Source organism: Pseudomonas sp. R151218B TE3479, assembly GCF_053629195.1.
Window position 1 is genome coordinate 2,561,476 of sequence record NZ_JBRJHV010000001.1, and the last position, 26,807, is coordinate 2,588,282.

Below are 26,807 nucleotides of genomic sequence, written 5' to 3' on the forward strand. Positions count from 1 at the left end.
CGAAACCGTCCGTGGGAGGACTCTAACGGTCCAACCTTTCGCTAACCTTTCAAAATCTTTCAACGCGTTTTTGGCTTCACAGTGGCGGATGCGGCTGTAAACTCCGCGCCAAAGAATGGCGTCGACCATCCCTGAATCGAGGAATAACCCATGCGTGTTCTGCTCGTCGAAGACCATCTGCAGCTCGCCGAAAGCGTTGCCCAGGCGCTCAAGAGCACCGGCTTGACCGTGGACGTGCTGCACGACGGCGTCGCGGCCGACCTGGCCTTGAGCAGCGAGGAATACGCCGTGGCGGTCCTCGATGTCGGGCTGCCGCGCATGGACGGTTTCGAGGTGCTGGCGCGCCTGCGGGCTCGCGGCAAGACTTTGCCAGTGCTGATGTTGACCGCCCGCAGCGACGTCAAGGACCGCGTCCATGGCCTCAACCTCGGTGCCGACGACTACCTGGCCAAGCCATTCGAGCTCACGGAGCTGGAGGCTCGGGTCAAGGCCCTGTTGCGCCGCAGCGTACTGGGAGGCGAACGCCAGCAACGTTGCGGCGGGCTGGTCTATGACCTGGACACCCGTCGTTTTACCCTCGACGATGAATTGCTGACCCTGACCTCCCGCGAGCAAGCCGTGCTGGAAGCGTTGATTGCCCGGCCGGGGCGGGTGATGAGCAAGGAGCAACTGGCGGCCCAGGTGTTCGGCCTGGACGAAGAAGCCAGCCCAGACGCCATCGAAATCTACGTCCATCGCCTGCGCAAGAAGCTCGACGGCCATGCGGTCGCGATCGTGACATTCCGCGGCTTGGGCTACCTGCTGGAAAACCGCAATGCATAAGCCCGACAGCCTGCGCTGGCGGCTGCTCAGGAACCTGGCATTGCTGTTGGTGGTGCTGATGCTCGCCAGCGGCCTGAGCGCCTACTGGAATGGTCGCGAAGCGGCGGACACCGCCTATGACCGGACCCTGCTGGCCTCGGCCCGGACCATCGCCGCGGGCCTGTCCCAGCGCGATGGCAGCCTCAGCGCGGATGTGCCCTACGTAGCCCTGGACACCTTTGCCTACGACAGTGCCGGACGCATTTATTACCAAGTCAATGACATCGACAAGAAGTTGATTTCCGGCTACGAAAACCTTCCCGGCCCGCCGCCCGGGACGCCCCGCACGGACGATTACCCGGCCCTGGCGCGCTTCTATAACGCACAATACCAGGGGCAGAGCGTGCGGGTGGTGAGCCTGCTCAAGGCGGTGAGCGAGCCGAACATGAATGGCATGGCGGAAATTCGCGTGGCCGAGACCGAAGAGGCGCGGGTCAGCATGGCCCGTAGCCTGATGGCCGACACCCTGTTGCGCCTGGGCATGCTGGCCGTGGGCGCGTTGCTGTTGGTGTGGTTTGCGGTCAGTGCGGCGTTGCGCCCGTTGGAGCGCTTGCGCACCGCGGTGGAGGAGCGCCAGCCGGACGATCTGCGGCCTTTGCCGCTGGTGGAGGTGCAGCACGAATTATGGCCGCTGGTGCGAGCCCTCAACCATTTCACCGAACGCCTGCGTGGGCAGTTCGAGCGTCAGGCTCAGTTCATCGCCGATGCCGCCCATGAACTGCGTACGCCGCTGGCCGCGCTCAAGGCGCGCCTGGAGCTGGGTTTGCGCGCCAGCGAGCCGGCGACCTGGCGTGAAACGCTGGAAACCGCGGCTCAGGGGACCGATCGATTGACCCACCTGGCCAACCAGTTGCTGTCCCTGGCGCGAGTGGAAAATGGCGCCCGGGCCATTGCCGAAGGCGGCGCTCAGTTGCTCGATCTCAGCCAGTTGGCCCGTGAGCTGGGTATGGCCATGGCCCCGCTGGCCCATGCCCGAGGCGTGGCGCTGGCTCTGGAAGCCGACGAGCCGGTATGGCTGCGGGGTGAGCCGACCTTGTTGAACGAGTTGTTGAGCAATCTGGTGGACAACGCCCTGGCCCACACTCCGTCGGGCGGGAATGTGATCCTGCGGGTGTCTGCACCGGCCGTGCTGGAGGTCGAGGACGATGGACCTGGCATTCCGCTGCATGAGCGGGACCGGGTGTTCGAGCGCTTCTATCGACGCAATCAGCAAGTGGCCGGTTCCGGATTGGGGTTGGCGATCGTCGGCGAAATCTGCCGCGCGCACTTGGCGCAGATCACCTTGCACGACGGGCAGGAGCGCGGGCTGAAGGTGCGGGTGAGCTTTATTTCAGGTTCAGATTAAGTCAGTGTCTGATCCAGGTTTTGGGCTCAATAAAACATCGACCGCGCTTCTTCGATATCCGCGCACCGGGCCTTGTTCTCCGGGTCGATGCCCAGTTTCTTGAAGGCTGGGACGCCGAAGACATCAATCTTGCTCAGGGGGTGGTCGGTGTCCTTGTAGCAATACAGCGCAGCGACCTGCACCAGGTCGATATAATCGAGTTGCTTGGAGTCGCGGTTGAAATCCAGATACAGCCCCGGCAGCTTCACCAACCGCTCCGGAAATTCCCAGACGCTGAGCAATTTGTCCCCCAGCACCGGGTGAATCGTCTCGATGACATGGTTGAGGCTGACCGGGTCCGACAGCAACTCATTATTGTCCTGTGCGTACGTGAGGATCGGCAGCACGCCGATCTGATGCACCAGCCCACCCAGCGCGGCCTGGTCGGGCTTGAGTTGGGTGTAGCCGCGACACAACGCATAGCTGACGCCAGCGATCTCCAGGCTTTTGCGCCAGACTTCGCGCATCTTCAGTTCCACCACCTCGGAACGAGCATGGAAAATCTGCTCCATCACCAAGCCAATGGCCAAGTTGCTGCTGTAGTTGACGCCCAGTCGAGTGATGGCCGTGTGCAGGTCAGTGACTTCCTGGGTGGCGCGCAGCAGCGGGCTGTTGACCACTTTTATCAGGCGTGCCGAAAGCGCCGTATCGCGGCCGATCACTTTGCTCAGGTTGCTGACGCTGATTTCCGGGTCTTCGGCGGCCCGGCGAATCTGCATGGCCACTTCCGGTAATGTTGGCAGAACCAGGTCATCGTTATCGATGGCCTGCACCAAATCCCGTTGGACCTTATCCGCCAAATCGCTCATTTCGATTCTCTAGGGTGTTGCGACAAATGCTGCGATCAGCGCTGGATTTCGCGGTCGCGGTCCAGTTCGTAAGGCAGGTCCAACAATTGAAGGCGAGGGCCTTCCAAGGCACCGAGGTGCAGATTGTCATCTTCTGCTGCTTCGGCCTGCAATACCGCCAGCAGTTCAATGTTTCCTTCGCCGCGGGCGGCAATCACCACTTCGCCGATGGAACTGCCGTGAGTGGGGGAGAACAGCGCCGTGCCGGGTTCCGGCAGTTCGCTGGCGTCCAGTTGCAGGCGATACAGGCGCCGCTTGAGCTTGCCCAGGTATTGCATGCGGGCGACGATTTCCTGGCCGGTGTAGCAGCCTTTCTTGAAGCTGACGCCGCCGACGGCTTGCAGGTTGAGCATCTGTGGGATGAACAGTTCGCGGGTGGTCGGCATGACCTGGCCGATCCCGGCGCGGACCTGGCCCAGCAGCCAGGGGTTCAGGTCCGCCTCGGCCAGTTCTGCCCCCAGGCGGGTTCGCAGTGCCTGTGCCTGTTCGGCGGGCGCCCACAACTCGGCGCGGCCGGGAGAAACGCGGATGGCGATCAAGGCTTCATGGCGCACCACGCTGTCGGTGTCGCTCGGCAGTTCGAGGCCCAGGCCAGCCAGGGCATTGTCGGCATTTTCCAGGCCGAAGCGAACCCAGGCAGCGCTTTCGTCGGTGAGCTTGGATTTGGAGAACACGGCGTATTTTTTCAGGTCCGCCAATTGCGGTTCGAGCAGTTCGGTGGCCATGGCCATCAACACGCCGTCGCCTTCGAGCAGGATGCGGAAGCTTGATTGCATCCGGCCCTTCTGCGTGCAGCGGGCGCCGAGGCTGGCCCGGTTGTCGCTCAGATAGTCGAGGTTGCAGGTCAATTGGCCTTGCAGGAATTTGCTGGCATCCACGCCGCGGACCGCGAGGACGCCTTCGTGGGACAGGGTGCAGAAAAAAGCGAAATCAGCCATGGGTCATCGCAGGGTAAAAAGTCTGGTGGACATCATAAGGGGACGCCCTTGAAATGGGTAGTTCACAAAGGATCGGTGGTGTCTGACCAAAGCCGTCTGTTGCGCTGTGGCGAGGCCTGTATACTTGCGCTCTATTTGAGGAGCGCTCCATGGTCGAAGATGTTGAACTGAACCGCCTCTACTGGCACAGCCGCCGCGGCATGCTTGAGCTGGACGTGTTGCTGGTGCCGTTCGTGAAAGAGGTTTACCCCCATCTCAATGAAGTGGACCGTGCGTGCTACGTCCGCCTGCTCGAATGCGAGGACCAGGACATGTTCGGCTGGTTCATGGAGCGCAGCGAATCCGAAGACCCTGAGTTGCAGCGCATGGTCCGGATGATCCTGGACCGTGTCCAGCCCAAGTAATCGCTTCGAATGCCGCTGGCAGGCCTCTGGGCAACTGCTGGCGGCCTATCTGCTGGCCCAGGTGTTCGCCCTGGGTTCGTTGTTGCTGTTGTCCATCACGTCCTGGTGCGCCGCGCTTGGCGTTATCGTGTGCATGGCCCATGGCGCCTGGGTGATCCCCCGTCATGTCGTGCTGACCCATCGCCGGGCCTTTTGCGGGTTGCGTTGCAATGCCGCGGGCTGGCAGCTCTGGAGCCGGGCCGATGGCTGGCGGGCTGTGCAGCTGCGCCCCGATAGCCTGGCGCTGCCGCTGATCATCGTGCTGCGTTTCCGATTGCAGGGTGAGCGGCGGGTCCGATCGCTGTGCGTGTTGCGCGACGCGCAGGCGCCGGATGTCCATCGGCGCCTGCGGGTGCGGCTCAGGTTCAGTCGGCGTAGGTGGGCGGCACCAGGATAGTGTCCAGGGCCTCGGGCAGCAGGTTCGGATAGTCGAGGGTGTAATGCAGTCCCCGGCTTTCCTTGCGTTCCATGGCCGAGCGAATCATCAGTTCCGCCACCTGGGCCAGGTTGCGCAGTTCGATCAGGTCGCGGCTGACTTTGTAGTTGCTGTAGAACTCGTCGATCTCGTCCAGCAGCAAGCGCACCCGGTGCTGTGCCCGTTGCAGGCGCTTGTTGGTGCGCACGATGCCCACGTAGTCCCACATGAAACGCCGCAGTTCGTCCCAGTTGTGGGCAATGATCACGTCTTCGTCCGAGTCGGTGACCTGGCTGGCGTCCCACGAGGGCAGGGTGGCCGCCATGGCGATCTGCGGCAATTGCTCGAGGATGTCTGCCGCCGCTGAGCGGGCGTAGACGAAACATTCCAGCAGTGAATTGCTGGCCATGCGATTGGCGCCGTGCAGGCCGGTGAAGCTGGTTTCGCCAATGGCATACAGGCCAGGCACGTCGGTGCGGCCGTGTTGGTCGACCATCACGCCACCGCAGGTGTAGTGCGCCGCCGGCACCACCGGGATCGGTTGTTTGGTGATGTCGATGGAGAACTCCAGGCAGCGCTCGTACACCGTCGGGAAGTGGCTCTTGATGAACGCTTCGGGCTTGTGGCTGATGTCCAGGTAGACGCAATCGATGCCCAGGCGCTTCATTTCATGGTCGATGGCCCGGGCGACGATGTCACGCGGCGCCAGTTCGGCGCGCGGATCGAAGCGTTGCATGAAGCGTTCGCCGTTGGGGAGCTTCAAATGGGCCCCTTCGCCACGCAGGGCCTCGGTCACCAGGAAACTCTTGGCCAGCGGGTGATAAAGGCAGGTGGGGTGGAACTGGTTGAACTCCAGGTTCGCCACCCGGCAACCCGAACGCCAGGCCATGGCGATGCCGTCGCCGCAGGCGCCATCAGGGTTACTGGTATACAGGTAGACTTTTGCCGCGCCACCGGACGCCAGGACGACGAAGCGCGCGCCGTAGGTGTCGACTTCGCCGGTGCCGCGATTGAGCACGTAGGCGCCGAGGCAGCGGTCACCGTCCAGGCCCAGGCGTTTTTCGGTGATCAGGTCGATCGCGACGCGCTGTTCCAGCAATTCGATGTTCGGCCGTAATCGCGCCTGGGCGAGCAGGGTCTTGAAGATCGCCGCGCCCGTGGCGTCGGCCGCATGGATGATGCGCCGATGGCTGTGGCCGCCTTCGCGGGTCAGATGGAACTCGAAACCGCCGTCTTCGGTGCCCGATTGTTCGTCACGGGTAAACGGCACGCCTTGGTCGATCAGCCACTGGATGGCTTCCCGGCTGTGCTCGACGGTGAAACGCACCGCTTGCGGATCGCAAAGGCCGCCGCCGGCGTTGAGGGTGTCGTCGACATGGGATTCAATGGTGTCGGTGTCGTCCAGCACGGCGGCGACACCGCCCTGGGCCCAGAAGGTCGAACCGTTGGCCAGGTCGCCCTTGCTCAGCACTGCGACGCGCAAATGCGCAGGCAAGGTCAGTGCCAGGCTCAATCCGGCGGCTCCGCTGCCGATTACCAGAACATCGTGTTGAAACTGTTGGCTCATTCGAATGGTTTCCGCTCAAGGCGACCCGGGTCGGGGTTGGCGCCAGACACCGCTTCAACGGGTCGGACAGCCACGCAGCCCACTAGTATATAGAGGGGGGGATCGGCACAATAGCCGGGCATACATGGCAATGTGAAACCAGCGTGACAGAAAAGCGACACGCTTCGTCGGATCATCCGCTTGGCTTTGAGTCGACAAAGGCGGCCGTTTCGAGGACAGAACGCTGTTTATCACGTCATGGTTGCCTGATATTCAGTTCATAGCGATGTAAATAGCGGGAACTTTTGCCAAGCGCCTACGTTCAATAGACGGTTGTCTGCAAAAGGGAGCAGCGTCGGGTTGGTGCAAGATTTCGATTGAAATCGCTGCCGACAGACCCGATGACAGATTATTCGCGCAGCCGGGGAATCTCCTGCTGCGTTTTTCGTGCGTGCCGAGATCAGAGCGCGCCGGAAACTTGCTTGGAAGGGGGAGAACTTTTGCGAAAAGCCCGAGTCTATGTTTGCAAGCCCGGTCAATTAGTAATGCAAGCCTCCTTCGAGCTTATCGAGGAGTGTTCATGCTAACCCAGGAAGAGGATCAGCAGCTGGTCGAGCGGGTCCAACGCGGCGACAAGCGAGCTTTCGATCTGCTAGTGCTGAAATACCAGCACAAAATTCTCGGGTTGATCGTGCGTTTCGTGCACGACACCCATGAAGCGCAGGATGTCGCTCAGGAAGCCTTCATCAAGGCCTACCGCGCACTTGGTAATTTCCGCGGGGACAGCGCGTTTTATACGTGGCTTTACCGCATCGCCATCAACACGGCGAAAAACTATCTGGTTTCACGCGGCCGCCGGCCGCCGGATAGTGACGTAAGTTCTGAGGATGCCGAGTTCTATGATGGCGATCATGGCCTCAAGGATCTCGAATCACCGGAACGTGCGTTGCTGCGGGATGAGATTGAAGGCACCGTCCATCGAACCATCCAGCAACTGCCTGAAGATTTGCGTACGGCTTTAACTTTACGTGAATTCGACGGTCTGAGTTACGAAGACATTGCGAGCGTCATGCAATGTCCTGTGGGCACCGTGCGCTCCCGGATTTTCCGCGCTCGGGAGGCCATTGATAAAGCCCTGCAACCCTTGTTGCAGGAAAACTAGAGACAGCGGCGACAGCCAAGAGAGGAACGCCATGAGTCGTGAAGCCCTGCAGGAATCGCTGTCCGCAGTTATGGACAACGAAGCGGACGAACTTGAATTGCGTCGGGTATTGAATGCCTTCGACGATGTTGAAACACGTGAGACCTGGGCTCGTTACCAGATCGCCCGGGCTGTTATGCACAAGGATTTGCTGCTTCCACGCCTGGACATCGCCGCGGCCGTTTCTGCTGCATTGGCTGACGAAGCCGTACCGGCAAAAGCTTCACGCGGACCATGGCGCAGCCTGGGTCGTCTGGCGGTAGCCGCGTCGGTCACCGTTGCCGTATTGGCCGGTGTGCGCCTGTACAACCAGGATGAGATTGCCGGCGTGCAAATGGCGCAGCAGTCCAACCAGCCTGGCTTGGCCGCTCCACAGGTCAAGGGTCCAGCGGTATTGGCCGGTTACAGCGAAGGTTCGGAAACCGCTGGCCCGATGGTCAACGGTGTTCTGCAAGGCCAGCCCGGCTGGCATGATCAGCGTCTGCCCAACTACCTGCGTCAGCATGCCCAGCAAGCTGCCTTGAAAGGTACCGAAAGCGCGCTGCCTTACGCCCGTGCCGCCAGCCTGGAAAACCGTTAATAAGGAAAACCATTGCGCGCCATACCTCTATTCACGCTTCTGCTTGGTGGCTGGTGTGCGATTCCAGCCCATGCCGATGAGGCTCAGGACTGGTTGAACCGCCTGAGTCAAGCCGAGCTACAGCAGAGCTTCCAGGGCACTTTCGTTTACGAGCGCAACGGTAGTTTTTCTACGCATAACATCTGGCATCGCGTCCAGGCAGGTAAGGTCCGCGAGCGGTTACTCCAGCTCGACGGCTCGGCACAGGAAGTCGTGCGCATTGATGGGCATACTCAATGCGTCAGCGGCTCCTTGATCGCGGGGCTGGGCAATGCGCCGGATGGCACTTCACGTGCGCTCGATCCGCAAAAACTCAAGAATTGGTATGATCTTGCTGTCATAGGCAAGTCGCGCGTGGCCGGGCGTCAAGCGGTCATCGTGGCGTTGACGCCCAAGGACCAGCATCGTTATGGCTTCGAGCTGCACCTGGACAAAGAAACCGGCCTGCCGCTCAAGTCCTTGTTGCTCAATGACAAGGGCCAGTTGCTCGAACGTTTCCAGTTCACCCGCTTGAACGTAGCCGCCCCCGCGGACGCTGACTTGCAAGCCAGCGCCGAATGCAAGGTTGTCGCGCAGGATCCCGGCAAGGCCGTTGCGGTGAAAGCTGCCTGGCGCTCGGACTGGTTGCCGCCCGGCTTTGAACTGACCAGCAGTGCCGTGCGCAAGGACCCGGACACCCAGGTCCAGGTCAGCAGCTTGATGTACGACGATGGCCTGGCGCGCTTCTCGGTGTTCCTGGAACCGTTGAACGGTGCCAACGCTACCGAATACCCGTACTCAACTCGGTCCGACGGCTGCCGTCTCCCGCAGGCTCACGACGCCCCAGGGCGAAATGATGGTCACGGTGGTCGGTGAGATTCCTATCGGTACGGCGGAACGGATCGCGCTTTCCATGCGCTCCGACGTCACCGCGACTCAATAGCCGGTTGACGGCGCGGGTGGTTCGATTGCGCGAGAGGCTGATGACGCCAGGGCTTGATCGAAATGCCGAAACTTCCTGTCAGCATTTTCATTTGCAAAAAACCAGCTTTTTTTCTATAGGTCAGAGCCGCTCGGCTCTGGCCTTGTCTGTTCCCGGAACAAAAATACCGGCGTATCTTTTCCTGGTATTCCTTGCTCCATATCGCTTAACCATGCTCGTCGTAACGGGAGCCGTATGTCGATACCACGCTTGAAAACCTATCTCTCCATTTTTGCCACCGTGCTTGTGCTCGGCCAGGCCGTTCCTGCCGTGGCGGTCGAATTGCCTGATTTCACGCAACTGGTCGAGCAGGCTTCACCCGCCGTGGTGAACATCAGCACGACCCAGAAGCTGCCGGATCGCCGTGTATCGGACCAGCAGATGCCAGACCTGGAAGGCTTGCCGCCGATGCTGCGGGAGTTCTTCGAGCGTGGCATGCCACAACAACCCCGTTCGCCTGGCGGTGGTCGTCAACGCGAGGCCCAGTCCCTGGGTTCGGGCTTCATCATTTCGCCTGATGGCTACATCCTGACCAACAACCATGTGATCGCCGATGCCGACGAAATCCTGGTTCGCCTGGCCGACCGCAGCGAGCTCAAGGCCAAGCTGATCGGCACCGACCCACGTTCCGACGTGGCGCTGTTGAAGATCGAGGGCAAGGACCTGCCGGTGCTCAAACTGGGCAAATCCCAGGATCTGAAAGCCGGCCAATGGGTCGTTGCCATCGGTTCGCCGTTCGGCTTCGACCATACCGTGACCCAGGGTATTGTCAGCGCCATCGGTCGCAGCCTGCCGAACGAAAACTACGTGCCGTTCATCCAGACCGACGTGCCGATCAACCCGGGTAACTCCGGTGGCCCGCTGTTCAACCTCAACGGTGAAGTGGTTGGCATCAATTCCCAGATCTACACCCGGTCGGGCGGCTTCATGGGAGTGTCCTTCGCGATTCCGATCGACGTTGCCATGGACGTGTCCAACCAACTGAAAAGCGAAGGCAAGGTCAGCCGGGGCTGGTTGGGCGTGGTGATCCAGGAAGTGAACAAGGACCTGGCCGAGTCGTTCGGGCTGGATAAACCCGCCGGTGCGCTGGTGGCGCAGATCCAGGAAGGTGGCCCGGCTGCCAAGGGCGGTCTGCAAGTGGGTGACGTGATTCTGAGCATGAATGGTCAGCCGATCATCATGTCCGCCGACCTGCCGCACCTGGTGGGGGCCCTCAAGGCTGGCGCCAAGGCCAATCTGGAAGTGATTCGCGAGGGCAAGCGCAAGAACGTCGAGTTGACCGTCGGGGCCATTCCTGAAGAGGGCAAGGAACTGGATTCGCTGCCCAAGTCCGGCGTCGAGCGCAGCAGCAATCGCCTGGGCGTGGCGGTGGCCGAGCTGACCGAAGAGCAGAAGCGTACCCTGGAGCTCCAGGGCGGCGTGGTGATCAAGGAAGTGCAGGACGGTCCTGCCGCGCTGATCGGTCTGCAGCCGGGCGATATCATCACGCACCTGAACAACCAGGCCATTGGTTCGGCCAAGGAGTTCACCGACATTGCCAAGGCATTGCCGAAGAATCGTTCGGTGTCGATGCGGGTCCTGCGTCAGGGGCGTGCGAGCTTCATCACCTTCAAGCTGGCCGAATGATCGGTTAACCGCTGAAAAAAACCGCCTCGAAAGAGGCGGTTTTTTTATGCCTGGCGAATGCTCAGCCCATCATGTCCTTGACCATGCGTTCCTGCTCCATGAGTTCCCGCTGGCGGGCATCGATGCGCGATGACAGGGGGAAATTGGTGCCGGCGCGCCGTTTGGCGAAGTCCAGTTGCTGAATGGCCTGACGGTAATCGCCCACCAGGGCGAAGTACTCGGCACGGGCCTGATGCAGGCCAATGATGTTGCCTGACAGCCCACGGGTCTCGGCCACCATGTACCAGACGTCCGGATCGTCCGGGCGCGACTTGAGCAAGGTTTCCAGGGCTTTCTCGGCATCGGCGGGGCGGTTCTGCTTGAGCAGCAGGTCGACGCGTACCTGGTTCAGCGGATAGTTGCCCGGGTACTGGCTCAGCATCCGGTCGACGCGGGATTGAGCGTCGGCCAGTTTGTTGCTGGTGATGTCCAGGTCCACCTGGGCGAGGTTGTAGATAATCTCGTTGGGCGATTTGGCCAGCAACGGCTTGAGATTCTCCCGTGCGTCATTCAATTGGCCGCCCTTGATCTGCGCGATCGCCAGGCCATAGCGGGCCACGTCGTTCTTCGGATTCTCATCCAGCTGTGCCCGGAAGCGTTTGGCGCCCAGGCCCGGGGTTTCTTCGTAGATCAACTGGACTCGCGCGCGAATCAATTGATAGCGAACACTGTCTTCGATGCCGCCGGGCTTGGCCTGTTCGGCGCGGTTGCGGGTGTCGGCGATCCGCGATTCGGTCACTGGGTGAGTCAGCAGGAATTCCGGAGGCCTGGCGTCGAACCGATACTGGCGCATCAGGCGCTCGAACATGGTCGGCATGGACCGCGGGTCGTATCCGGCCTTCTCCAGGTTCTGGATGCCGATGCGGTCGGCTTCCTGTTCGTTCTGGCGAGAGAAGCGCCGTTGTTCCTGGATGGCGGCAGCCTGGGTCCCGGCGATGGCCGCGATCCCGGCGTCACCGCCACCGGCGGCGGCAATCACGATGCCAGCCAGCAGCGCCGCCATCATCGGTACCTGCATGCGTTGCTGGGCTTCGACGCCGCGGGCGAAGTGGCGTTGTGATAAGTGGGCCAGTTCGTGGGCCATGACGGAGGCATATTCGCCTTCGGTCTGTGCGTTGAGGAACAGGCCGCCGTTGACCCCGACGATCCCGCCCGGCGCGGCGAAGGCGTTGAGCTGCGGGCTGTTGATCAAGATGAACTCCAGGCGCCGGTCGTTGACCTGGCTGGTTTCCACCAGCTTGTAGACGCTGGTTTCCACGTAGTCCTTGAGCTGTGGATCGTTGAGCTGTGAAACCTGGCTGCGCAGCAGGGCCAGCCAGGCGCGGCCCAGTTGGTGCTCCTGTTCTGGCGAGACGATGGCAGAACTGGCATCGCCAAGTGACGGCAAGTCGTCGGCGAAGCCCGGTGAGGCAAGCAGGCAAGCGAGCGTCAGCAGGGTGGGGCGCAGAAATGTCATGCACGAAGCCTTAGTTGACAAAGACCCTACTGTAGCCGGACACCGGGCCCGGGACCAGATATTCTAGGCCGCTCAACGACCTGCCGCGGAGCGAACCCATGACTGATGCTGTAGCCCACGATGCCGAACTGGACGCCAGCGGCCTGAACTGTCCGTTGCCGTTGCTCAAAGCCAAGCTGGAACTCAATCGCCTGGCCAGCGGCAGTGTGCTCAAGGTCATCGCCACGGATGCGGGCTCGCAACGTGACTTTCGCACCTTCGCCCGATTGGCCGGTCATACGCTGCTGCGTGAAGAAGACGAAAATGGCGTCTACCGTTACTGGCTGAAAAAGGCCTGAAAAAACCGATAGCGTCTCTTAAGGATTTTTAATGTTCAAAGTGTTACGCGATTGGATTCAGCGCTACTTCTCCGATGAAGAGGCGGTGGTTCTGGCAGTGCTGCTGTTCCTGGCGTTTACCGCCGTGCTTACCTTGGGCGGCATGCTGGCGCCAGTGCTGGCGGGCATGGTGCTGGCGTATCTCATGCAGGGGTTGGTCACGACGCTGGAGCGTTTGCGGCTGCCCGGCACTGCGGCAGTCGGGCTGGTGTTTGCCCTGTTCATGGGCGTGCTGGTGGTGTTTATCGTGGTGATCGTGCCGTTGCTCTGGCACCAGTTGGTGACCTTGTTCAACGAATTGCCGGGGATGCTCGCCAAGTGGCAGTCCCTGCTATTGCTGCTGCCTGAGCGTTATCCGCACCTCGTATCTGATGAGCAGGTGTTGCAGACCATCGAGGTGGTGCGCGGCGAGATCGGCAAGTTCGGCCAATGGGCGCTGACGTTCTCGCTGTCCAGCCTGCCGCTTCTGGTCAACATTATGATCTACCTGGTGTTGGTACCGATTCTGGTGTTCTTCTTCCTCAAGGACCGGGAAATGATCGGGCGGTGGGTGCGTGGCTACCTGCCTCGTGAGCGGGCGCTGATCACCCGAGTGGCCCAGGAGATGAATCGGCAGATCGCCAATTACATTCGCGGAAAAGTCATCGAGATTTTCATCTGCGGCGGCGTGACCTATATCGGTTTCGTGACCATGGGGCTCAATTACGCCGCCCTGCTGGCGCTGCTGGTGGGCATTTCAGTGGTGGTGCCTTACGTCGGCACCGTGGTGGTGACCGTGCCGGTGGCCTTGATTGCGTTGTTCCAGTGGGGCTGGAGCGATCAGTTCATCTACCTGATGGCGGTCTACGGGATCATCCAGACCCTGGACGGCAATGTGCTGGTCCCGCTGCTGTTCTCCGAGGCGGTGAACCTGCATCCGGTGGCGATCATCTGTGCGGTGCTGCTGTTTGGCGGGCTGTGGGGATTCTGGGGGGTGTTCTTTGCGATTCCCCTGGCGACGCTGTTCAAGGCGGTGCTGGATGCGTGGCCGAGCAAGGAGCCGGTTGTAGCGCCGTTGTTGTAGCTTTGACTAAATAGGGGAGGCCGATGGCCTCATCGCGAGCAAGCTCGCTCCCACACTGGATTGAGCAACACCACCAATCCCGTGTGGGAGCGAGCTTGCTCGCGATAGCGCCAATACAGGCAGCGAAAATTTCAGCCCTTGTTGAGGGCCTGGGCCGCCGCCAGCACTGCATCCACATGCCCTGGCACCTTCACGCCACGCCATTCCTGGCGCAGCACGCCGTTCTTGTCGATCAGGAAGGTGCTGCGGTCAACGCCCAGGTATTCCTTGCCGTAGAGCTTTTTCAGCTTGATCACGTCGAATAGCTGGCAGACCGCTTCATCCTTGTCGCTGATCAGTTCGAACGGGAACTCTTGCTTGCACTTGAAGTTCTCGTGGGACTTGAGGCTGTCCCGGGAGACGCCGAACACTTCAGTGTTGGCGGCCTGGAATTGCGCGTACTGATCGCGAAAGCCCTGGCCTTCGGTGGTGCAGCCGGGGGTGCTGTCCTTGGGGTAGAAGTAGATCACCACCTGCTTGCCCTTGAGGGCGGCGAGGCTGATGGTCTGCCCGCTGGTGGCGGACGCTTGGAAATCGGTAACCGGCTGGTCGACGGCAACGGCCATGAACGCTTCCTTACATTGGGTTTTGTGGGCGCCACGGTTCGATCAGCGCATCCAGGTTCATCGCGTCGGCGAAGTCCAGGAACTGATCGCGCAGCCAACTGATCTGGGTGCCGGCGGGCAGGGTCACGGTGAACGTGGCGTTGAGCATGGTGCCGCCGGTCTGCGGGGCCTGGTAGGTGTCGCAGGTCAGGTTTTCCAGCTCGACGTGGTGGTCCATGAAGAACTGGCACAGCTCGTTGATGATGTCCGGACGGTAGGCCGAGCTCACGTAGGCCACATAGGGCAGGGCCTGGGGACGGTTCTCCAGGGCGGCGCTGCGCACGACGTTGACGGTAAAGGCATGCTTCTTGGCCAGCACCGGCAGGCTGCCTTCCAGGCGCGCCAGGGCGTCCCAGCTGCCGGAGATCTCGAGCACGAGTGCACTGCATTCGCCATGACGGGTCAGGCGTGAGGTCACGACGGCGCAGCGATTTTCATGGCTGGCGCGGCACAGGACGTTAGTCAGCTCCATGGGGTTGGCGCCAAGGGCACTGATAACAAGGAATTGTTCGCGGACTGTGGGGGTGGACATGCAGCATTCCTAAAGCGATGAGCGGTCGGTACCTTTGCCGCTCGACACGGCGCCCGGCCCGGGAAAACGAACGGCTCAAGCCTTGTGCCCGGGGTTGCGCTGCATTCCGCGACAGCAGGAATGCACCAGGACAAACCCGGGATCGGGGCTCGTGGCGTCGAAAACGGAGGCTGGAAACCGGCGTATGAGCTTGTCGGTACCGATCAAAGCCTGAAGGGTAGCGAAAACCATCGCCCAGGGGAATGGTAGTTCGCTTGTACAAGCATCTTGGCGCCAGTACCATTACCGCTCTCTTTTTCCGGCAGGAGCGGTTTCATGATTGCGGGCAGTATGGTGGCACTGGTCACACCCATGGATGCACAAGGGCATCTTGACTGGGCCAGCCTCAGCAAACTCGTGGACTTCCACCTTGAGAACGGCACCCATGCCATTGTCGCCGTCGGTACCACCGGCGAGTCGGCAACCCTCGACGTCAATGAGCACATCGAAGTCATCCGTGCCGTGGTCAATCAGGTCAACGGTCGCATCCCCGTCATCGCCGGTACTGGCGCCAACTCGACTCGCGAAGCCGTCGAGCTGACCCGCAACGCCAAGGAAGCCGGCGCCGACGCCTGCCTGCTGGTCGTCCCGTACTACAACAAGCCGACCCAGGAAGGCTTGTACCAGCACTTCAAGCACATTGCCGAAGCCGTCGACATCCCGCAGATTCTCTATAACGTTCCCGGCCGCACCTCCTGCGACATGCAGGCCGAGACCGTGATCCGCCTGTCCACCGTGCCGAACATCATCGGCATCAAGGAAGCCACCGGCGACATGAAGCGCGCCAAGGCCATCCTCGATGGCGTGAGCAAGGACTTCATCGTGCTGTCCGGGGATGATCCGACCGCGGTGGAGCTGATCCTGCTGGGTGGCAAGGGCAACATCTCCGTCACCGCCAACGTTGCCCCGCGCGAAATGGCCGACCTGTGCGAGGCCGCGCTCAAGGGCGACGCCGAGACCGCTCGGGCCATCAACGAAAAACTGATGCCGCTGCACAAGGACCTGTTCATCGAGGCCAACCCGATTCCGGTGAAGTGGGCCTTGGTCGAAATGGGCCTGATGCACGAAGGCATCCGCTTGCCACTGACCTGGTTGAGCACTCCCTGTCACGAACCGCTGCGACAGGCCCTGCGCCAGTCCGGCGTCCTGGTTTAATTGAGGAAGTACAACGCATGAAGCGAATGGCCGGACTTTCCGCACTTGCCTTGATTATCTCCAGCACCAGTGGCTGCGGGTGGATCTGGGGACCGGAAGGTTACTTCCGCGACCGTGGTAGCGATTACCTGCAAGCGCAACAGACTGCACCGATGCAACTGCCGCAGGACGTCAACGTCGCCAAGCGCCTGGATCCGCTGCTGCCGATCCCGCGCAACGTCGCGGACGACAGCGTCAAGGGCGAATACATCGTTCCACGTCCGCAGCCGCTGTCGGCCGTGGCCGACGCCAGCGACTACACCCTGCAGAAGAGTGGCGATTCCAGCTGGGTCATGGGCCAGCATCCGCCGGCCGAAGTCTGGCCGGTGGCGATCCAGTTCTTCCAGGACAACGGTTTCCGCCTGGACGAACAGCGCCCGCAAACCGGCGAGTTCACCACCACCTGGCAGCGCTCCGATGAACTGTCCGCCGCCATGGCCAAGCGCCTGAGCGCCGCCGGTGTCGCGGCCGACAGCGAAACCCGCGTTCGCGTGCGTATCGAGCCGGGCGTGCAGCGCAACACCAGTGAAATCTACGTGGTCAGTGCCGAGCGTCCTGCCGGCAGCACCGCCGACGTGGCCTTCACCAACCGTTCGGTCAATACCGGCCTCGACGCTGCGTTGGTGGACGACATGCTTGCCAGCATGAGTCGTACCGCAGAGCAGGGCGGTTCGGTCTCGATGCTGGCATCCAAGGAATTCGATGCGCCGAGCCGCGTCAGCCTGAGCGAAGACGGCAGCGGCAACCCGGTGCTCAACGTCGGCTCCGACCTGGACCGTGCCTGGTCGAGCGTTGGCCGTGCGCTGGAACAGGGTGAGTGGCGCGTTGAGGACATCAACCGCAGCCTGGGCCTGTACTACATCAACCTCGCCGAGAAGGCCGAGAAGAAAGACGACAAGCCTGGCTTCTTCAGTGGCCTGTTCGGCAGCAAGCCGGACAAGGAAGAGATCGAAGCCCGCGCCGAGCGTTACCAGGTTCGCCTGAGCAAGGTCGGCGAAAACGTCCAGGTCACTGTCGAGAAGAACATCAACACCGTGGCGCCGGCCGATGTGGCCCGCAAGGTATTGAGCGTGATTCAGGATAACCTGGGCTGATCCGATGCGTTTTGCCGTTCTCGGCAGCGGTAGCCAGGGCAACGGCACGCTGGTCGCCAGTGCTGGCACGTACGTGTTGGTCGATTGTGGTTTCTCCCTGCGGGAAACCGAGAAACGCCTGTTGCGCCTGGGTGTGCACCCGGCGCAACTGAGCGCGATACTTGTGACCCACGAACATGCCGACCACGTGCATGGCGTGGGTTTGCTGTCTCGGCGCTACAATCTGCCGGTGTACCTGAGTCGTGGGACACTGGCCGGCCTGCGCAAGCCCATCGAGCCAGCCGGCTACGTGGTCGGTGGCGAGCAACTGCGTATCGGTAGCCTGGACATCAGCGTGGTCAGCGTGGCGCACGATGCCCGGGAACCGACGCAATATGTGTTCAGCGACGGCGAGCGGCGCTTCGGGCTGCTCACCGACCTGGGGTCGTATTGCGACAGGGTGATGGACAGTTACCGGGACCTCGATGCGTTGATGATCGAGTCCAACCACTGCCGTGACATGCTGGCCCGTGGTTACTACCCGTACTTCCTCAAGCAGCGGGTCGGCGGGGAGCACGGACATTTGAACAACCACCAGGCCGCGTTCCTGGTGGCCGAGTTGGGCTGGCAAGGCCTGCAACACCTGGTCCTGGCCCATCTGAGCAGCAAGAACAACCTGCCGCAGCTGGCCCGGCAATGTTTCGTCGACACCCTAGGGTGCGACCCGGACTGGCTGCAACTGGCCGATCAAGATTCAGGGCTCGACTGGCGACATATCGCCTAGCCCACTACTTAGCAAGCGGAGCCCATCATGGAAAAACGTGAAGAACTCTACCGCGGCAAAGCCAAGTCGGTTTACAAGACCGACGACGCTGACCGCTTGATCCTGCTGTTTCGCAACGACACCTCGGCGTTCGACGGCAAGCGCATCGAACAGCTGGACCGCAAGGGCATGGTGAACAACAAGTTCAACGCCTTCATCATGCAAAAACTCGAAGCCGCCGGCGTGCCGACCCAGTTCGACAAGCTGCTGGGTGACAACGAATGCCTGGTCAAGAAGCTGGACATGATCCCGGTCGAATGCGTCGTGCGTAACTACGCCGCCGGCAGCCTGGTCAAGCGCCTGGGCGTGGAAGAGGGCATGAAGCTCAACCCCTACACCTTCGAGCTGTTCCTGAAGGACGACGCCAAGGGCGACCCGTTCATCAACGAATCCCACGTCGTGGCATTTGGTTGGGGCACCGCCGAGCAACTGGCCCGCATGAAGGAACTGTCCCTCAAGGTCAATGAAGTGCTGACCAAGCTGTTCGACGACGCCGGCCTGCTGCTGGTGGACTTCAAGCTTGAATTCGGCGTGTTTAGCGACGGTTCCATCGTCCTGGGTGACGAATTCAGCCCGGACGGCTGCCGCCTGTGGGACAAGGACACCAAGAAGAAGATGGACAAGGACCGCTTCCGCCAGGGCCTCGGTGACGTCATCGAAGCCTACGAAGAAGTCGCCCAGCGCCTGGGTGTACCGCTGTAATCGACGCAAGCATCTGATAGCACGGAAAAAAATTCGCTCGGGGGTTCGCTTCCGGCGAATGTGCTGGTATGATGCGCGCCACTGGAGAGATGCCGGAGTGGCCGAACGGGACGGATTCGAAATCCGTTGTACTGGCGACAGTACCTAGGGTTCAAATCCCTATCTCTCCGCCATTATTGAATACGACTAAGCCTCTGAAATGGTTGAACATTTCAGGGGCTTTTTCGTTTTTGGCGTTTGTCGCGTATGGCGAACGCGGCGACATGGATTGTGCGGCAGTACTACGAGCGTGAACGTCGGGGCGCGGATCGCCTGACCTATGATTTGCGCCGCGATTTAAAGACTGGGACAGGCCACAGTTTTGAGTTCACTCATCATCAGATCGTGATCTGTTCCCATTTCTTCCCCCGCCCTCGGATTGAGAATACGGAGGGATGACCGGCATCAGTATCTTGACTTCTAGTATCCAGCTGGATACGGTTTGCCCATGAATTATCTCATTCAGCAAACGCAGACGTTTACTGCTTGGCACTCATCGGTTCGTGATCTGCGAGCAAAAATCGCTATCGCCCGCCGCATTGATCGCGCCGCAGCAGGTAACCTGGGCGATGTGAAACCTGTCGGTGATGGTGTTTCAGAGTTGCGTGTGGATGTAGGCGCTGGCTACCGGGTTCTATTTCACCAGGCGCGGTGGAGTGGTCATCGTGCTACTGGCTGGGGGTGACAAGTCTTCACAGAGTGCTGATATCCGGCGAGCGAAGAAATTGGCAAAGGAGATTTGAGCATGAGCCAACACCTGACGACATTTGACATGGCGGCACTACTCGATAGCGACGAAGCGATCAGTGAATACCTTTCCCAGGTGTTGGCTGATGGTGACAGCGAGGAGTTTCTCCGAGCGATCGGCTATGTAGCCAAGGCCCGAGGCATGGCGCAGATCGCTAAAGACTCCGGCATGGGACGAGAAAGCTTGTACAAGGCGTTCGCCCCCGGATCAAAACCGAGATTCGATACCGTACTCAAGGTCATTCATGCGCTAGGCATCGATCTTCATGCGCAGCCTGGGCATGCGGCTAATCATTCACCTGTCTGAAGAGTGGATTAGAGCGGAGACTGGGAATAGGCCACGATCGTGTGTTTATCTGTAATCAGCCTGCCTCTAATCGTGGTCTGTCCCCGCTTTCTTGTGTCCCCGCTTTCTTGCGTAAGAAGATTCCCTGAATTATGTGGGCGGGAAATGTCGGAAAATTCCCTGCTGCAATTTGCGTTCAAGCCAGTCATCTGCTTGGCTTGCCCATGGCCACCGGGGCAAGGCGGGCAGTCTCATCGGCAACTCCCTCCGTTAACGGACAACCGCCCGGCAAGGTGTTTTCGACGGTCTAAAAGGATTTTCCTGGAGGCTTGACGATGATTTATGGAGTTTTGGCCTACGTACAACAGTTCTATAACTGGCTGACGACGGGCAATAACATGACCCCTCCAGAAAATGCCGGTGGCGCGGCGCCCGTACGTGCCCAAGTGGTCCAAGGTGGGGGCCCTCCAAATATCCAGCAGCAAGCCCCGGGTGTTCAGCAAAATGCGGTCATACCCCCGCAGAATGCGGGGCTCAATGGTGTTCCGTTTCCGCCTCCGCCGCCCATGAACGGGCTTAACGTCATGAACATGAACGTGGTTCCTGCTGCTCTCAGCTTGCAGGAGGCTCTCGTCAGTCGAGAGGTCAGGGCGCTGCGCGTGCGTGCCAACGTGCGGGCCCGACAGGGCGAGAGCGGTCATGTCCTGGCCCGGCATCATCCATCCCTGACGGACCAGCAACTGATGGACAGGTTGTTGACTGGCCTCGACCCTGAAGGTGAGCCAGCTCCGACCAGTGGTGTCAGTTCGCGTTTTGCCTCCGAGGATGTGTTTTTCGAGTCGTTGCGGATGGTCCATATCACAATGACCAACGCGCTCGTCAATACGCGTCGCTTGCTCAAGCCTAACCTCGATGCCTGTGCCCAGGCCGAAGCGCTGTTCCTTCATGCCGTGGGTGTTCAGCGGGGGCTTGCGCAAACGCAGCGGACAGAGGCCTATAGCGATTTGCGGTTGGCGATTCAGTCACTGACAACCTTGCCTGATCATCTTCCGGTGGAGTGGGATAACGTTCGACGCTGTGTCGTCCTGTATCCCAAATATGTCATCAACCTGCATCAGCGCGTGCAGGCTGGAACGGGGTTCTATGGCACCGGCCCGTTACCCAATACGGTCGTCAATGGTCGACTGCCCAAGGGGCTTGGAAAGCAACGAACGATGCAAATCTATGCGCGTGTTCAGCCGTTCAATGGCCCTGCCGACAACACTCTCACCGTCTTCGTCACGCCCGATTCGCCGATGAATGCGTTTGGCCGCAAACACAACGTCGAAAGCTGGGGATTGATTACTCATTACCCCCAATATCATGAGGAGGGTAACGTTCGCATCACGGGTAGCAATTGAATTCAAATGTGGTGCGGGCGATGTCAGGAAATCCCCCTGTACGCCTGCGTCCCACCCCCTTTCTTATCCAGCCCACCCCACTCCGCGACCTGCTTGACCACAGCCTTTCCAGCACCCAAAGCTTTGTAACAATTGGACTAATGGTCTATAGCTCAAGGCATGGCTGCCGATAGGTAAGTTAATCCCCATGAAAGGAGTGACACCCCATGCTGCGGTTTTTTGCCGATCTGGGCTTTCGTTGGAAAATCACTCTGCCCATTGCGTTTCTCGCGCTGTTGTTGGTGCTGATGGGGTGGACGGGCATGCGTGGCATCGGTCAGGTGACTGAATCGAGCACGCAATTGACCAAACGTAATCTGCCGGCCATCAGCCTGTTGCTCAACGCCGACCGTGATCTTTATCAAGCTTTCGTCGCCGAGCGCAGCCTGCTGGATGGTCATGCGAATGAGCATATTCAAGCGCTGAGCACCAGTCACAGCGAGAATGCGAAGCAGGCTTATGACCGCGTGCAGCAATATGCCGCGATGCAGCCCGGTGCCGAGGCGCAGGCGTTGGTCAGTCAGTTCAATGACAGCTTCGGGAAATGGATGCAGGTTTCGCGGCGGGTCCTCGAGCAGTCTGTAAGCGATCCGCAGGGCGCCAGCGCCCTGAGCTTCGGTGACAGTGAACGCCTGTTCGAAACCATGCGGGACTCCATCGACAAGCTGGGTGACCTTGAAGATGCGGCGTCGCATCGCGAAGGCGACGCAGCGATTGAAAACGGCAAGGCGGTCGGTGTGCAACAGGGTGTGATTCTGTTGATCGGCCTGCTCTGTTGCGTCCTTGTGCTTATTGTCTTGCCGTTGGTGGTGCTGAGCCCTATGCGTCGATTGCTGCACCGCGTCGAGCAGATTGCCGAGGGCGGCGGCGATTTGAAAGGGCGTCTCGAAGTACGCTCCGCTGACGAGTTGGGCCAATTGGGCGGTGCCTTCAATCGTTTTCTCGACAAATTGCAGCCGTTGATTGCCGAGGTTGGACGGGTAACCGGGGAAGTGGACTCCGCGGCGCGCGCCATGGCCGATATGGCCGCGACGAATGACCGCTTGATCAGCAGCGAACATGCGGCGCTCGATCAGGTCAGTACCGCCGCCACCCAGATGAGCGCGGCGGTGCATGAAGTTGCGCATAACGCGGTGAGCGCTTCGGATGCCGCGCAACAGGCGAGCAGTCAGTCTCGGGACGGTGCCGAGGTGGTCAGCAGCACCATCGAGTCGATTCGCCAGTTGGCCCAAGAGGTCGAAACCGCCTCGGATACGATTGAGGCATTGGCCCAGGAAACGTCCAGCATCGGTGCGGTGCTCGAGGTGATTCGGGGTATCGCCGAACAAACCAACCTGCTTGCGCTGAACGCTGCCATTGAAGCCGCGCGGGCCGGTGAACAGGGCCGTGGTTTTGCGGTGGTGGCCGATGAAGTGAGGGCCCTCGCGGCCCGCACCCAGGACTCGACCAAGGATATCCAAGTGCGCATCGAGCGCTTGCAAAGCGGGGTCGCCAAGGCTGTACAAGCCATGCATGTGGGCAGCAGCAAGGCCCGGGACAGCGTCGAGCGCGCCGCGGGGGTCGATGAGGTGCTCAGCGGTACCAGCGGCTCTATCCAGCGGATCAATGACATGGCTGCACAGATCGCCAACGCGTGTGAAGAGCAGAGCAGTGTCACCGAAGAGATCGCCCGCAACATCTCCGACATCCGTGACTTGTCCAACGAAGCGGCATCCAATTCCGCCCAGAGCATGCAGGCCAGTCAGCAGCTTTCGAGCCTGTCGAGAAACCTGGCGGAACTGACCGGCCGCTTCCGTACCTGAAGCCCGTGGGCGTCGTGTCTACTGACGACCTCCTGGGAGCCCTGCAGCAGCACGGCTTTGTCCTGATGCCCGGTGTGTTGGATGCCGGGCAGATCGCCGACCTGCGCCATGCCATCGACCAGTTGACGCCCCAGCATTGGGACTACAGCGGCGTCCTCGATCATTACAAATGTGTGTTCAATCGCGACCCGTTCTGGCTGCCGTTCCTGGATGTGGCCGGTGTGATCGAGCTGGCCGAGGCAGCCCTGGGCGATGACTGTCATGCCATTGGCCAGACGGCCTGGCGTTGTCATCCCGGTTTCACAGGGGCGCCGTTGCACCTGGATTACCTGGTGATGGCGTTGCCGCCAGACCTGTTGGCCGATCCGGCCTTTGACCTGCCGATGCAGGTGTTCACCGCGCAGTTTTACCTGGATGACATCGACGCTGCCTTGAGCCCGACCCAGGTGATTCCTGGCAGCCACAAGGCCGGTCGGGCGCCTGTAGCGGGCGAAACGCAATGGCAAGGGCGCCCCGCGCAGCCAGTACTGTGCAGGGCGGGCGATGTGCTGATTCTGCGCAGCGAACTGTGGCACGCCGGCAGTGACAACCAGACCACCGACCGCACGCGGTACATGCTCCAGGTGCACTATGGCCGACGCATGGTTGCGCAGAAGTTCTCGCCCTATCTGCACTGGCAGTTCAATCCTGAGGTCCTGGCAGCCGCAACACCTCGCCAACGGCGGTTGCTGGGCGACCACCAGGAAGCCGAATACGATTGAGCCTGGCTCAGTCAGATCCAGACATCGTTGACCGCCGTTCGCTCATTGGTTTCTTCACCGGTATTGATCACGCCGCGAGGCTCGATCAACAGCAGTTTCACTTCCCGGGCGGCGCTGGGCTTGTGCTCCACACCTTTTTTAACCACGTACATCTCGCCCGGACCAATCGTCACCGCGCCGTCGCGAAAGTCGATACGCAGCTCGCCCTCCAGCACGATGAAGGTTTCATCGGTATCGGCGTGGGCGTGCCAGATGAAGTCGCCTTCGAGCCGGGCGATCTTGAATTGGTAGTCGTTCATTTCGGCCACGACTTTCGGCGTCCACTGTTCCTGGAACAGGGTGTATTTCTGGGCGAAGTTGATGGGGGCGTAACGGGTCATCGAGGCATCTCCTTGGTGGGGTGGTGCGTCCTACTTTATTGTTCTAGTCAGCGTGCGTATTGGATGATCGTGCAGCTTTTTGCGCTGCGCAGTCGCTGTCTTAGCGCAGCATGTTCAACCAGCGTGCCGGTGAAATACCGAAGGCCTGGGTATGCAACCGGGTCATGTGGCTCTGATCGAAAAAACCACAGGCCAGGGCCACTTCGCTCAATGGCGTACCGTGGAAGGCCAGGCGCCGGGCTTCATTCAAGCGACGCTGGGTGATGTAACGATAGGGGCTGGTGCCGTACAGCGCCCGGAAATCCCGGGACAGGCTCCATCGGTCCCTGCCGCTTGCCTGCACCAGATCGTCCAGGGTGATCACCTGGTCGAGGGCATCGTGGATGAACAGACGGGCACGTTCTGCCGCCGGGTAGTCGATCAGCCGCCGTCCGCGCCTGTTGCCCGCCGCAAGGTCGAGGGCCTGGGCCACATCGTAGATGGCGTCATCTTCCTCCAGCGGGTCGAGGGGATGATCCAGGCTGTTCAACAATCGACGGGTTGCGATGTTGAGGCGAGGATCGTTGGACAATCCACCTTCGATAAAAGGCAGCGGCTTGCCCCCCAACACCTGCTGGATCACCGACGGTTCTATGTAGAACATCCGATAGCGAAAGCCATCGCGGGTCCCGGCTTCGCCATCGTGCACCTCGTCCGGGTGCAGGACGATGGTGCCGCCGGGCTGGCTGTGACGCTTGCTGTGGCGATAGTTGAAGCTCTGGACGCCGGAAAGCGTGATGCCGATGGCGTAGGTGTCATGGCGATGGGTGTTGTAGCCGTGCCCACTGAAATAAGCCTCGATGCGTTCCATTTTCCTCGAATCGGGTGCCCGCACCAGCCAGTCGCGATTGTGGATGGATCGAGTCATTGCACCGGCCTCCTGCTTTTGTCCGTATACCCTACCTGCCTGGAAACCATCGTCACAGCAAAAAAAGCAGAACCGCTGTAGGCGCTGTCGAGTGCAACGAGGCTGCGATCTTTTCCCCTGACACTTGAATTTCAAGCGAAGGATCAAGATCAACAGATCGCAGGCTTCGCCAGCTCCTACGGTTCCGCTTGGCGGTGTTCAGATCTCTTTTACGGGCGTCTCGTCATGAACGTTCTTGATCAACCTGACGGCGTGAAGGCAGTCATTCTTGTTCACATAGGATTCGCCACTGGCGATTGTTTCGTGGTTGCCGGCTCTCAAGCGCCAGCGCCATTGGCCTTTGCCGGTGCTCGGGGTGCCTCGGGTCTGTCGATAGATTTCAAAATACATCGGTTCGCTCCCTGCGATTCATTCACTCAAGACATGCGTTGAACATGTGGCTGCCAGCCTAGCCAAGTGGTCGGTTTTGGCTATGGGAAATTCGTTTCCATTGGTTATCAGATATTGCTGGGCATGGGCCCTGATCGGCAGTTCGACCGTTTTCAGAAGGAAAGTCATGTTGCGAATATATAGTCGGCTGAAGTTCTGACTTGATCCTTGCGTTGCCCTGCCTGGTCCTGCTTAATACGGTTCGACGCCTAGGGCCGGAAGCCCGATGGGACTGAAAACACTATAAGAAAAAGAGCCATCAAGTGACTGAATATCCAGGAGCGGATCTGCAAGGTCGTCTAGCGCTTTCGCTTGTCATTCCGGTCTATAACGAAGCCCAGTCCATCGATTTGTTCATGGCCAGGATCGACCAGGTCTTTGCCCATGAACCGCTGGTGAGCCTGGAGCTGGTGTTCGTCAATGACGGCAGCGTGGACGATACGTTGGCGCTGCTGCTGGACAGGCAGGAGGCCGACCCGCGTATCCGCATCGTCGACCTGAGTCGCAACTTCGGCAAGGAGGCAGCGTTGAGCGCCGGCCTGCAAGCCGCCCGTGGCCAGGCGGTGGTGCCGATCGACGTCGATTTGCAAGACCCTCCCGAAGTGATCCTGGACATGATCGCCCATTGGCGCAACGGCGCCGAAGTGGTGCTGGGGCATCGGGTCAATCGCGATTCCGACTCCTGGGCCAAACAGGTTTCCGCCAACGGGTTCTACCGGCTGCACAACAAAATCGCCGACCACAAGCTGCCGGAGAATGTCGGCGATTTCCGCTTGATGGATCGCTGTGTGGTCGATGCCCTTCTAACCCTGCCCGAATCGCGCCGCTTCATGAAAGGGCTGTTTGCCTGGGTGGGGTTCCGCACCACCCACGTGGACTACGTCAGGCCTGAACGGTCCGCCGGTGAAAGCAAGTTCAACGGCTGGCGCCTGTGGAATTTTGCCCTGGAAGGCATCACCAGCTTCAGCACCGAACCGCTGCGTATCTGGACGTACCTGGGGCTTTGCGTCTCGCTGGTGTCCTTTGCGTTCGCCATGTACATCGTGTTGCGGACCCTGATTTCCGGGGTCGACCTGCCGGGCTATGCCTCGCTGATGGTCGCGGTCACCTTCCTGGGCGGACTGCAACTGATCGGCATCGGCGTGCTGGGGGAATACCTGGGCCGCACCTACATCGAATCCAAGCGTCGGCCGGTTTTCCTGGTGCGGCGCGTCTATGACCCCAAGGACTGAC

The 26,807-nt window shown here is 60.4% G+C and carries 26 protein-coding genes, 1 tRNA gene and 4 pseudogenes; 22 read left to right on the top strand and 9 right to left on the bottom strand.

From position 1 onward, the window contains the following. Nucleotides 1-150: 150 nt before the first annotated feature. Nucleotides 151-822 (top strand): response regulator, encoded by a 672-nt coding sequence (locus tag AB7M32_RS11485; protein WP_003198779.1) that lies wholly within the window; start codon nt 151-153, stop codon nt 820-822. Then, nucleotides 815-2,206 (top strand): sensor histidine kinase, encoded by a 1,392-nt coding sequence (locus AB7M32_RS11490; RefSeq protein WP_454249959.1) that lies wholly within the window; start codon nt 815-817, stop codon nt 2,204-2,206. Before AB7M32_RS11485 ends, AB7M32_RS11490 begins: the two co-directional genes overlap by 8 nt. Before the next feature lie 26 nt (nt 2,207-2,232). On the opposite strand, the gene AB7M32_RS11495 is transcribed toward AB7M32_RS11490, so the two are convergent. Both AB7M32_RS11495 and ygfZ read right to left on the bottom strand, forming a co-directional pair. Beyond that, entirely contained in the window at nt 2,233-3,054 is an 822-nt protein-coding gene (locus AB7M32_RS11495) for an HDOD domain-containing protein (protein ID WP_072409919.1), read from the bottom strand. A 35-nt stretch (nt 3,055-3,089) separates the two neighbouring features. Then, nucleotides 3,090-4,031 (bottom strand): CAF17-like 4Fe-4S cluster assembly/insertion protein YgfZ, encoded by a 942-nt coding sequence (gene ygfZ, locus AB7M32_RS11500; RefSeq protein WP_454249960.1) that lies wholly within the window; start codon nt 4,029-4,031, stop codon nt 3,090-3,092. A 149-nt stretch (nt 4,032-4,180) separates the two neighbouring features. Here ygfZ and AB7M32_RS11505 point away from each other — a divergent pair, with 149 nt between their 5' ends. Both AB7M32_RS11505 and AB7M32_RS11510 read left to right on the top strand, forming a co-directional pair. Then, complete coding sequence (locus AB7M32_RS11505; protein WP_003184348.1) at nt 4,181-4,435, top strand: FAD assembly factor SdhE; 255 nt, start codon at nt 4,181-4,183, stop codon at nt 4,433-4,435. Continuing rightward, nucleotides 4,419-4,871, top strand: a complete 453-nt coding sequence (locus AB7M32_RS11510; protein ID WP_454249961.1) for a protein YgfX — start codon at nt 4,419-4,421, stop codon at nt 4,869-4,871. Before AB7M32_RS11505 ends, AB7M32_RS11510 begins: the two co-directional genes overlap by 17 nt. On the opposite strand, the gene nadB is transcribed toward AB7M32_RS11510, so the two are convergent. Continuing rightward, nucleotides 4,840-6,456, bottom strand: coding sequence for an L-aspartate oxidase (gene nadB, locus AB7M32_RS11515; RefSeq protein ID WP_454249962.1), 1,617 nt, complete (start codon nt 6,454-6,456; stop codon nt 4,840-4,842). The genes AB7M32_RS11510 and nadB overlap by 32 nt on opposite strands. A gap of 559 nt (nt 6,457-7,015) precedes the next feature. Between nadB and rpoE the strand changes: the two genes are divergently transcribed. The 4 genes and pseudogenes from rpoE (at nt 7,016) to AB7M32_RS11535 (ending at nt 10,842) form a co-directional block, all read left to right on the top strand. Next, complete coding sequence (gene rpoE / locus AB7M32_RS11520) at nt 7,016-7,597, top strand: RNA polymerase sigma factor RpoE (protein WP_003172477.1); 582 nt, start codon at nt 7,016-7,018, stop codon at nt 7,595-7,597. 31 nt (nt 7,598-7,628) lie between these two features. Continuing rightward, entirely contained in the window at nt 7,629-8,216 is a 588-nt protein-coding gene (locus AB7M32_RS11525) for a sigma-E factor negative regulatory protein (RefSeq protein ID WP_014337028.1), read from the top strand. Between the two features lie 12 nt (nt 8,217-8,228). Continuing rightward, nucleotides 8,229-9,177 (top strand): annotated as a pseudogene (locus AB7M32_RS11530) (MucB/RseB C-terminal domain-containing protein). A 234-nt stretch (nt 9,178-9,411) separates the two neighbouring features. Beyond that, nucleotides 9,412-10,842, top strand: a complete 1,431-nt coding sequence (locus AB7M32_RS11535; protein WP_454249963.1) for a DegQ family serine endoprotease — start codon at nt 9,412-9,414, stop codon at nt 10,840-10,842. Nucleotides 10,843-10,903: 61 nt separating this feature from the next. Here the strand turns inward: AB7M32_RS11535 and AB7M32_RS11540 are convergent, their stop codons facing one another. Next, nucleotides 10,904-12,337: a M48 family metalloprotease gene (locus AB7M32_RS11540; protein ID WP_092476057.1), complete on the bottom strand. Its 1,434-nt coding sequence runs from the start codon at nt 12,335-12,337 to the stop codon at nt 10,904-10,906. A gap of 98 nt (nt 12,338-12,435) precedes the next feature. Between AB7M32_RS11540 and AB7M32_RS11545 the strand changes: the two genes are divergently transcribed. Together AB7M32_RS11545 and AB7M32_RS11550 are read left to right on the top strand one after the other, a co-directional pair. Beyond that, complete coding sequence (locus AB7M32_RS11545; protein WP_053120054.1) at nt 12,436-12,675, top strand: sulfurtransferase TusA family protein; 240 nt, start codon at nt 12,436-12,438, stop codon at nt 12,673-12,675. 31 nt (nt 12,676-12,706) lie between these two features. Then, nucleotides 12,707-13,777, top strand: a complete 1,071-nt coding sequence (locus tag AB7M32_RS11550) for an AI-2E family transporter (protein WP_060738761.1) — start codon at nt 12,707-12,709, stop codon at nt 13,775-13,777. Between the two features lie 131 nt (nt 13,778-13,908). On the opposite strand, the gene AB7M32_RS11555 is transcribed toward AB7M32_RS11550, so the two are convergent. Both AB7M32_RS11555 and AB7M32_RS11560 read right to left on the bottom strand, forming a co-directional pair. Then, nucleotides 13,909-14,382: a peroxiredoxin gene (locus AB7M32_RS11555; protein ID WP_072409905.1), complete on the bottom strand. Its 474-nt coding sequence runs from the start codon at nt 14,380-14,382 to the stop codon at nt 13,909-13,911. 10 nt (nt 14,383-14,392) lie between these two features. After that, a complete protein-coding gene (locus AB7M32_RS11560) occupies nt 14,393-14,953 on the bottom strand; it encodes a glycine cleavage system protein R (RefSeq protein WP_003184325.1) in 561 nt (186 codons plus the stop codon). Nucleotides 14,954-15,268: 315 nt separating this feature from the next. Here AB7M32_RS11560 and dapA point away from each other — a divergent pair, with 315 nt between their 5' ends. The 11 genes and pseudogenes from dapA to AB7M32_RS11615 all read left to right on the top strand — a co-directional run bounded on the left by dapA (nt 15,269) and on the right by AB7M32_RS11615 (nt 23,858). Next, entirely contained in the window at nt 15,269-16,147 is an 879-nt protein-coding gene (gene dapA, locus AB7M32_RS11565) for a 4-hydroxy-tetrahydrodipicolinate synthase (protein ID WP_454249964.1), read from the top strand. A gap of 17 nt (nt 16,148-16,164) precedes the next feature. Then, on the top strand, nt 16,165-17,280 hold the full coding sequence (gene bamC, locus AB7M32_RS11570; RefSeq protein ID WP_454249965.1) for an outer membrane protein assembly factor BamC: 1,116 nt from the start codon (nt 16,165-16,167) through the stop codon (nt 17,278-17,280). A 4-nt stretch (nt 17,281-17,284) separates the two neighbouring features. Next, nucleotides 17,285-18,043 (top strand): MBL fold metallo-hydrolase, encoded by a 759-nt coding sequence (locus AB7M32_RS11575; RefSeq protein ID WP_454249966.1) that lies wholly within the window; start codon nt 17,285-17,287, stop codon nt 18,041-18,043. Nucleotides 18,044-18,070: 27 nt separating this feature from the next. Then, complete coding sequence (purC, locus tag AB7M32_RS11580) at nt 18,071-18,784, top strand: phosphoribosylaminoimidazolesuccinocarboxamide synthase (RefSeq protein WP_025212375.1); 714 nt, start codon at nt 18,071-18,073, stop codon at nt 18,782-18,784. A gap of 83 nt (nt 18,785-18,867) precedes the next feature. Continuing rightward, nucleotides 18,868-18,957 (top strand) — tRNA-Ser (locus AB7M32_RS11585). 314 nt (nt 18,958-19,271) lie between these two features. Next, a pseudogene (locus AB7M32_RS11590) lies at nt 19,272-19,566 on the top strand (type II toxin-antitoxin system RelE/ParE family toxin). A 2-nt stretch (nt 19,567-19,568) separates the two neighbouring features. After that, nucleotides 19,569-19,877, top strand: coding sequence for an addiction module antidote protein (locus AB7M32_RS11595; protein WP_072409893.1), 309 nt, complete (start codon nt 19,569-19,571; stop codon nt 19,875-19,877). 314 nt (nt 19,878-20,191) lie between these two features. Further along, nucleotides 20,192-21,256 carry a hypothetical protein gene (locus tag AB7M32_RS11600; RefSeq protein WP_454249967.1) on the top strand — a complete coding sequence of 355 codons (1,065 nt, stop codon included), beginning with the start codon at nt 20,192-20,194 and terminating at the stop codon, nt 21,254-21,256. Between the two features lie 206 nt (nt 21,257-21,462). Next, nucleotides 21,463-22,239, top strand: a pseudogene (locus AB7M32_RS11605) (MCP four helix bundle domain-containing protein); the annotation flags it as partial. Between the two features lie 258 nt (nt 22,240-22,497). Further along, a pseudogene (locus AB7M32_RS11610) lies at nt 22,498-23,097 on the top strand (methyl-accepting chemotaxis protein); the annotation flags it as partial. 14 nt (nt 23,098-23,111) lie between these two features. Next, complete coding sequence (locus AB7M32_RS11615) at nt 23,112-23,858, top strand: phytanoyl-CoA dioxygenase family protein (protein ID WP_454249968.1); 747 nt, start codon at nt 23,112-23,114, stop codon at nt 23,856-23,858. 11 nt (nt 23,859-23,869) lie between these two features. Here the strand turns inward: AB7M32_RS11615 and AB7M32_RS11620 are convergent, their stop codons facing one another. The 3 genes from AB7M32_RS11620 to AB7M32_RS11630 form a co-directional block, all read right to left on the bottom strand. Next, nucleotides 23,870-24,238, bottom strand: coding sequence for a cupin domain-containing protein (locus AB7M32_RS11620; protein ID WP_454249969.1), 369 nt, complete (start codon nt 24,236-24,238; stop codon nt 23,870-23,872). Between the two features lie 100 nt (nt 24,239-24,338). Next, complete coding sequence (locus AB7M32_RS11625) at nt 24,339-25,145, bottom strand: AraC family transcriptional regulator (RefSeq protein ID WP_454249970.1); 807 nt, start codon at nt 25,143-25,145, stop codon at nt 24,339-24,341. Nucleotides 25,146-25,343: 198 nt separating this feature from the next. Further along, nucleotides 25,344-25,535, bottom strand: a complete 192-nt coding sequence (locus tag AB7M32_RS11630) for a YegP family protein (RefSeq protein ID WP_072409881.1) — start codon at nt 25,533-25,535, stop codon at nt 25,344-25,346. Between the two features lie 302 nt (nt 25,536-25,837). On the opposite strand from AB7M32_RS11630, the gene AB7M32_RS11635 reads away from it, so the two are divergent. After that, entirely contained in the window at nt 25,838-26,806 is a 969-nt protein-coding gene (locus tag AB7M32_RS11635; RefSeq protein WP_454249971.1) for a glycosyltransferase family 2 protein, read from the top strand. Nucleotide 26,807: the final 1 nt, after the last annotated feature.

What these genes read in the sequence shown, in the direction of transcription:
- AB7M32_RS11485 (WP_003198779.1), top strand. Translation starts at nt 151, where the DNA reads ATGCGTGTTCTGCTCGTCGAAGACCATCTGCAGCTCGCCGAAAGCGTT.
- AB7M32_RS11490 (WP_454249959.1), top strand. Translation starts at nt 815, where the DNA reads ATGCATAAGCCCGACAGCCTGCGCTGGCGGCTGCTCAGGAACCTGGCA.
- AB7M32_RS11495 (WP_072409919.1), bottom strand. Translation starts at nt 3,054, where the DNA reads ATGAGCGATTTGGCGGATAAGGTCCAACGGGATTTGGTGCAGGCCATC.
- ygfZ (WP_454249960.1), bottom strand. Translation starts at nt 4,031, where the DNA reads ATGGCTGATTTCGCTTTTTTCTGCACCCTGTCCCACGAAGGCGTCCTC.
- AB7M32_RS11505 (WP_003184348.1), top strand. Translation starts at nt 4,181, where the DNA reads ATGGTCGAAGATGTTGAACTGAACCGCCTCTACTGGCACAGCCGCCGC.
- nadB (WP_454249962.1), bottom strand. Translation starts at nt 6,456, where the DNA reads ATGAGCCAACAGTTTCAACACGATGTTCTGGTAATCGGCAGCGGAGCC.
- rpoE (WP_003172477.1), top strand. Translation starts at nt 7,016, where the DNA reads ATGCTAACCCAGGAAGAGGATCAGCAGCTGGTCGAGCGGGTCCAACGC.
- AB7M32_RS11525 (WP_014337028.1), top strand. Translation starts at nt 7,629, where the DNA reads ATGAGTCGTGAAGCCCTGCAGGAATCGCTGTCCGCAGTTATGGACAAC.
- AB7M32_RS11535 (WP_454249963.1), top strand. Translation starts at nt 9,412, where the DNA reads ATGTCGATACCACGCTTGAAAACCTATCTCTCCATTTTTGCCACCGTG.
- AB7M32_RS11540 (WP_092476057.1), bottom strand. Translation starts at nt 12,337, where the DNA reads ATGACATTTCTGCGCCCCACCCTGCTGACGCTCGCTTGCCTGCTTGCC.
- AB7M32_RS11545 (WP_053120054.1), top strand. Translation starts at nt 12,436, where the DNA reads ATGACTGATGCTGTAGCCCACGATGCCGAACTGGACGCCAGCGGCCTG.
- AB7M32_RS11550 (WP_060738761.1), top strand. Translation starts at nt 12,707, where the DNA reads ATGTTCAAAGTGTTACGCGATTGGATTCAGCGCTACTTCTCCGATGAA.
- AB7M32_RS11555 (WP_072409905.1), bottom strand. Translation starts at nt 14,382, where the DNA reads ATGGCCGTTGCCGTCGACCAGCCGGTTACCGATTTCCAAGCGTCCGCC.
- AB7M32_RS11560 (WP_003184325.1), bottom strand. Translation starts at nt 14,953, where the DNA reads ATGTCCACCCCCACAGTCCGCGAACAATTCCTTGTTATCAGTGCCCTT.
- dapA (WP_454249964.1), top strand. Translation starts at nt 15,269, where the DNA reads ATGATTGCGGGCAGTATGGTGGCACTGGTCACACCCATGGATGCACAA.
- bamC (WP_454249965.1), top strand. Translation starts at nt 16,165, where the DNA reads ATGAAGCGAATGGCCGGACTTTCCGCACTTGCCTTGATTATCTCCAGC.
- AB7M32_RS11575 (WP_454249966.1), top strand. Translation starts at nt 17,285, where the DNA reads ATGCGTTTTGCCGTTCTCGGCAGCGGTAGCCAGGGCAACGGCACGCTG.
- purC (WP_025212375.1), top strand. Translation starts at nt 18,071, where the DNA reads ATGGAAAAACGTGAAGAACTCTACCGCGGCAAAGCCAAGTCGGTTTAC.
- AB7M32_RS11595 (WP_072409893.1), top strand. Translation starts at nt 19,569, where the DNA reads ATGAGCCAACACCTGACGACATTTGACATGGCGGCACTACTCGATAGC.
- AB7M32_RS11600 (WP_454249967.1), top strand. Translation starts at nt 20,192, where the DNA reads ATGATTTATGGAGTTTTGGCCTACGTACAACAGTTCTATAACTGGCTG.
- AB7M32_RS11620 (WP_454249969.1), bottom strand. Translation starts at nt 24,238, where the DNA reads ATGACCCGTTACGCCCCCATCAACTTCGCCCAGAAATACACCCTGTTC.
- AB7M32_RS11625 (WP_454249970.1), bottom strand. Translation starts at nt 25,145, where the DNA reads ATGACTCGATCCATCCACAATCGCGACTGGCTGGTGCGGGCACCCGAT.
- AB7M32_RS11630 (WP_072409881.1), bottom strand. Translation starts at nt 25,535, where the DNA reads ATGTATTTTGAAATCTATCGACAGACCCGAGGCACCCCGAGCACCGGC.